General features: G+C 71.6%; 4 protein-coding genes. 2 read left to right on the forward strand and 2 right to left on the reverse strand.

What is annotated here, in order from left to right:
* Positions 1-1,070 (reverse strand): AMP-binding protein (locus tag IEZ03_RS26980; RefSeq protein ID WP_229808605.1); only part of this gene is annotated, 1,070 nt, incomplete at its 3' end.
* Between the two features lie 307 nt (positions 1,071-1,377).
* Entirely contained in the window at positions 1,378-2,325 is a 948-nt protein-coding gene (locus IEZ03_RS26985) for a GlxA family transcriptional regulator (protein WP_184879905.1), read from the reverse strand.
* 70 nt (positions 2,326-2,395) lie between these two features.
* On the opposite strand from IEZ03_RS26985, the gene IEZ03_RS26990 reads away from it, so the two are divergent.
* Together IEZ03_RS26990 and IEZ03_RS26995 are read left to right on the forward strand one after the other, a co-directional pair.
* Complete coding sequence (locus tag IEZ03_RS26990) at positions 2,396-3,826, forward strand: pyridoxal phosphate-dependent decarboxylase family protein (RefSeq protein ID WP_184879903.1); 1,431 nt, start codon at positions 2,396-2,398, stop codon at positions 3,824-3,826.
* A 99-nt stretch (positions 3,827-3,925) separates the two neighbouring features.
* On the forward strand, positions 3,926-5,354 hold a 1,429-nt coding region (locus IEZ03_RS26995), incomplete at its 3' end, for a BCCT family transporter (protein WP_229808606.1).

The raw sequence follows: 5,354 nt of genomic DNA on the forward strand, positions 1-5,354 counted from the left end.
CCCACCTCCCGGTCGTACTCGTCCACCACCGCGACCTGGAACCGCTCCTCGTGGGCCCGGCCGCACGAACCCGTCCGCCACTCCCCGTACGGGCTGCCCGTCGCGATGCCCGCCTCGGTGCTCGTATAGGTCTCCACCGACCGGACCCCGAAACGTTCCCGCAGCGGCTCGTCCAGGCTCGACTTGCCCATGTAGAAGGTCTCCAGCCGGTGGTCGCGGTCCCGCGGCGTCGGCGGCCGGTTCAGCAGGATCGGGATCATCGAGAACACGCTCATGCACACCTGGGCGTCGAAGCGGCGCACGTCGTCCCAGAACCGCGACGCGCTGAACCGCTCCACGAGCGCGATCGAGCCGCCGCCGAGCAGCGCGGACAGCATCCCGTCCCACAGCGCGGCGGCGTGGAACAGCGGCAGCGGGCAGTAGATCGTCTTGCCCCACCGGTCGAGGAAGTCCAGCGAGTCGTAGGCGCAGGTCAGCGCCAGCGCGTGCGGGACCATCGCGCCCTTGGACGGCCCGGTCGTCCCGGACGTGTACATGATCGCCTGCATGTCGGCGAACCCGACCGGGACCTCGACGCGCCCCTCGCCGTCCTCCGGCAGGGCGTACAGGTCCCGCGCGGGCTTGCCGAGCCGGTCCAGCAGCACCTCGCTCGCGGCGGCGTCCCGCACGACGACCCCGCCGAGCTTCGGCAGCCGCTCCGCGATCTCGACGATCCGCTCCGCGTAGGGGCCGTCGATGACGAGCCAGTTCGAGTCGGAGCTGTCCAGGACGTGCCGCAGCAGCTCCCCGCGGTAGGCGATGTTGACCGGCACGGCGACCGCGCCGAGCCGCGCCAGCGCGAAGACGAGATGCACGAAGTCGGCGCAGTTGGGCAGCATCAGCCCCACGTGGTCGCCGCGGCCGATCCCGGCGCCGGCCAGCCGGCGGGCCATCCGGTCGGCGGCCGTGTCGACCTCGCCGTAGGTGACCTCGCCGTCCCGGAACTTGAGGAACGTCTGCCTTCGATGAGCCTGCGCCTGCGACCGGAGAACGTCCCCCAGGACGAAGCTCTCCAGCGTCTCCTTGCGCATCCGGACCTCCGCTTTCGCTGCGTGCGTCGTCGTAGGTGGCGTGCGTCGTGGTAGGTGGCCTGCGTCGGTGACGGTGTTTCGGTCAGGTGCGGTCGGCGTGCAGCGATCCGCAACCGGACATTGTCTTAATCAGAGGAACACGAAACCCTATATGCGGCAACAGTGGCCGAAAGGGAACATCTCTGTTCTAGTAGTGACGTAGCGGGACAGAAGCGACGAATGTGACCGGGGTCACACCCTCCGGTCTTCCCGGTTTCGGCCATACAACGCCGCCCCCGCCAACCCGGCCGAATCCCGCGACGAGGGCTCAGTTCGTGCTGGACGAGAAGGCGCGGCGGTAGGCGGTCGGAGGGACGCCCACGGCACGGGTGAAGTGGTGGCGGAAGTTGGCCGGGCTGCCCAGGCCCGCGTGATCGGCGATCCGGTCCACCGGGAGGGACGTCGTCTCCAGCAGTTCGCGGGCGTAGTCGATGCGGATGCCGCGCAGCCAGGCCATCGGCGTCGTTCCCGTCGCGGCGTGGAAGCGGCGGATCAGGGTGCGCGGGGTGACGTTGGCACGGCGTGCCAGGGCGGCGACGGTCAGCGGTTCGTGCAGACGTTCACGAGCCCAGTCGAGGAGAGGGCCCAGCTCGTCCGCGGCATGGACGGCGACGCCCGCGTCGATGTACTGGGCCTGGCCACCGGGCCGGTGCGCGGGCATGACGAGCCGCTTGGCGAGGGCGCGGGCCACGGCCGCGCCGTGGTCGGAGCGGACGACATGCAGGCACAGGTCGAGCCCGGCGGCGGTGCCCGCGCTGGTCAGGATGTCGCCGTCGTCGATGTAGAGGACGGACGCGTCCACCCTCACCTCGGGGTGGAGTTCGGCGAGCTGGCGGGCGTGCATCCAGTGGGTCGTCGCCCGGCGTCCGTCGAGGAGACCGGCGGCGGCGAGCACGAAGGCCCCGGTGCACAGCGACACGATCCGGGCACCACCGGCGTGCGCGGCGCGGACGGCCTCGACCAGGTCGGCGGGCTGGTCGGCCAGGACGTTCGCGCAGGCCGGGATCACGACGGTGTCGGCTCGGGCGAGTTCGTCCAGGCCGTAGCGGGCGTCCGGCGCGAACCCGGCGGCGGTCCGGGTGCCCGGCGCGGCGCAGAGCCGGAAGTCGTACCAGGTGCGGGCCAGCCCCGGACGCTCGTAGCCGAACACCTCGCAGGGAATGGACAACTCGAAGATCGGCACACCCTCGGTGACCGCGACCGCCAGCCGGTGCATGTCACTAACTTAGCGATGATGGTCGTTACTGCCACTTGGGCGTTCCCCGCACGGGCGCGAAGGTGGGGACATGGACGACTTTCCTCTTGGACGAGCCTCCTTCGACCCGCCCCCGCCGGCGGCCGAAGCGCTGTGGCGGCACGTCACCGAGCTGCTCGCCGACGAGCGCGAGAGCATCGCCGGACGGGCTGTGAGCGCACCGGTCGACGCCGCCGCGCTGCGGGCCGCGGTCGAGGCGTACGACTTCGAGCGTCCGGCGGCGCCCGAAACGGTCATCGGAGAGGTCGCGGACCTGCTCCGCGAGGCGACCGTCCACACCACGCACCCCCGGTACTTCGGGCTGTTCAACCCCACGCCGACGCTGATGGGGATCGTCGGGGAGACCCTCGCCGCCGCGTTCAACCCGCAGCTCGCGGCATGGTCGCACGCGCCCGCGGCGGCGGAGATCGAGGCCCACCTGCTGCGCTTCCTGGGCGGCCGCCTGGGGTACCCGCCCGAGCGGGTCGCCGGGTCCTTCACCAGCGGCGGCGCCGAGGCGAACATGACCGCCGTCCTGCTGGCGCTCACGCGGGCATGGCCGCGGTACGGCACCGAGGGCCTGCGGGCGCTGCCCGGCCGCCCGGTCATGTACGCGTCGGCGGAGAGCCACCTGGCCTGGCTCAAGATCGCGCACGCGACCGGCATCGGGCGCGACGCCGTCCGCCTCGTCCCCACCACCGGCCTGCGGATGGACGTCCCGGACCTCGCCCGCCGGCTCGCCGCCGACCGCGCGGCCGGCGACCTGCCGTTCCTCGTGGTCGCGACGGCCGGCACCACGGCCGCCGGGGCGATCGACCCGCTCCACGAACTGGCTGACCTCTGCGGCGACCAGGGCCTATGGCTCCACGCGGACGCCGCATACGGGGGCGCGGCGGCCCTTTCCGACCGGCTCCGCCCCGCCCTGTCCGGCATCGAGCGCGCCGACTCGATCACGGTCGACGCGCACAAGTGGCTGAGCGTCCCGATGGGCGCCGGGGCGCTGCTGACCACCGACGCCGAGGGGCTCGCGGAGACGTTCCGGGTCACGACGTCCTACATGCCGGCCGGCGTCCCCGAGACCGTGGACCCGTACACGTCCAGCCAGCAGTGGTCGCGGCGCTTCATGGGGCTGAAGCTGTTCCTCAGCCTGGCCGTCGCGGGCCGCTCCGGCTACGCCGAGCAGCTCGACCGCGACGCGGAACTCGCCGCCGGGCTGCGCGCGAAGCTCGCGGCGGACGGGTGGGACATCGTCAACGACACCCCGCTCCCCGTCGTCTGCTTCGCCGATCCGGGGAACGGCACGTGGGAGCACCACGAGGCGCTCGCCGCCCGGGTCGTCCGCGGCGGGCGCGCGTGGATCAGCCCCGTCCGGCTCGACGGGCGCGCCGCCCTGCGCGCCTGCGTCATCAGCCACCGCACCTCGTCCGCGGACGTCGACGTCCTCGTCGAAACCGTCGACCGGGCGCGAAAAGTCACGACATAACGGACAGCCTGTCGGGCCGCCGTCCGCTGCGGCGCAGGTCGGAAACGAATTACTCCCGCGTGGACGTGACATGTGGTTCTTTGGGAACGATCTAGGGTCATGGAGGAGATCAAGCCCCCGCCAGGCGGGACCGACGACGGCGGATTCCCCGTCTCCCTCGACAAGAGGCCGGGCCGTGCGCGGACCGACTGGGTCGTCTACGGCTGCACCGCGGTCCTCGCCGCCGCCTTCGTGGTCTGGGGCACGGTCTGGACCGACAACCTGAGCTCGACCGCGCAGTCCGCGCTGGACTGGCTGCTCGCGAACCTGGGCTGGCTCCTCGTCCTCGCCGCGACCGGGTTCGTGATCTTCTCGCTGTGGCTGGCGCTCAGCAAGTACGGCCGCATCCCGCTCGGCCACGATGACGACGAGCCGGAGTTCCGCACCGTGTCCTGGATCGCGATGATGTTCAGCGCGGGCATGGGCATCGGGCTGATGTTCTTCGGCGCCGCCGAGCCCCTGCTGCACTACGTCGAGCCGCCCCCCGGCACCGACCCGGCGCAGAGCGAGCGGGCGATCGAGACCGCGATGGCGACCACCATCTTCCACTGGACGCTGCACCCCTGGTCGATCTACGCCGTCCTCGGGCTGGCGATCGGGTACGGGCACTACCGCCGCGGCCGCACCCAGCTGATCAGCGCGGCGTTCGCCCCGCTGTTCGGCCGCCGCCGCGCCGAGGGCCCGGCCAGCAAGCTCATCGACAGCCTGGCGCTGTTCGCGACCCTGTTCGGCTCGGCGGCGTCCCTCGGCCTCGGCGCCCTGCAGATCCGCACCGGGATGCAGGAGGCCGGCTGGATCGAGACCCTCGGCACCACGGTCCTCGTGCTCATCATCGTCGTCCTGACGATCTGCTTCATCGCCTCCGCCGTCTCCGGCATCGCCCGCGGCATCCAGTGGCTGTCCAACACGAACATGGTGCTGGCCGCCCTGCTGGCCCTGTTCGTGTTCGTGGCGGGCCCGACGGTGTTCATCCTGGAACTGCTGCCCACCTCGCTCGGCGTCTACATCCAGGACTTCGGCGAGATGGCCTCCCGCTCCGGCGCCACGGGCGGCGAGGCGATGGACACCTTCCTCTCCGACTGGACGATCTTCTACTGGGCGTGGTGGATCTCCTGGTCCCCGTTCGTGGGCATGTTCCTGGCCCGGATCAGCCGCGGCCGCACCATCCGCCAGTTCGTCGCCGGCGTGATCATCGTCCCGAGCGTGGTCAGCCTGGTCTGGTTCGCGATCTTCGGCGGGGCGGCCATCTCCCAGCAGCGCGACGGCCTGGACCCGTTCGGCTCCGGCACGGAGGAGGAGATCACCTTCAACGTGCTGAGCAACCTCCCGTGGGAGGCGATCACCGCGATCCTCGTGATGCTCCTGGTCGCGATCTTCTTCGTCTCCGGCGCGGACGCCGCGTCGGTCGTCATGGGCACCCTCTCCCAGCGCGGCTCGACCAACCCGTCCCGCTGGATCGTCATCTTCTGGGGCGCCATGACCGGGGCCG

Source organism: Actinomadura livida, from assembly GCF_014648675.1.
Taxonomy (GTDB): domain Bacteria; phylum Actinomycetota; class Actinomycetes; order Streptosporangiales; family Streptosporangiaceae; genus Spirillospora; species Spirillospora livida.

What these genes read in the sequence shown, in the direction of transcription:
- IEZ03_RS26990 (WP_184879903.1), top strand. Translation starts at nt 2,396, where the DNA reads ATGGACGACTTTCCTCTTGGACGAGCCTCCTTCGACCCGCCCCCGCCG.
- IEZ03_RS26985 (WP_184879905.1), bottom strand. Translation starts at nt 2,325, where the DNA reads ATGCACCGGCTGGCGGTCGCGGTCACCGAGGGTGTGCCGATCTTCGAG.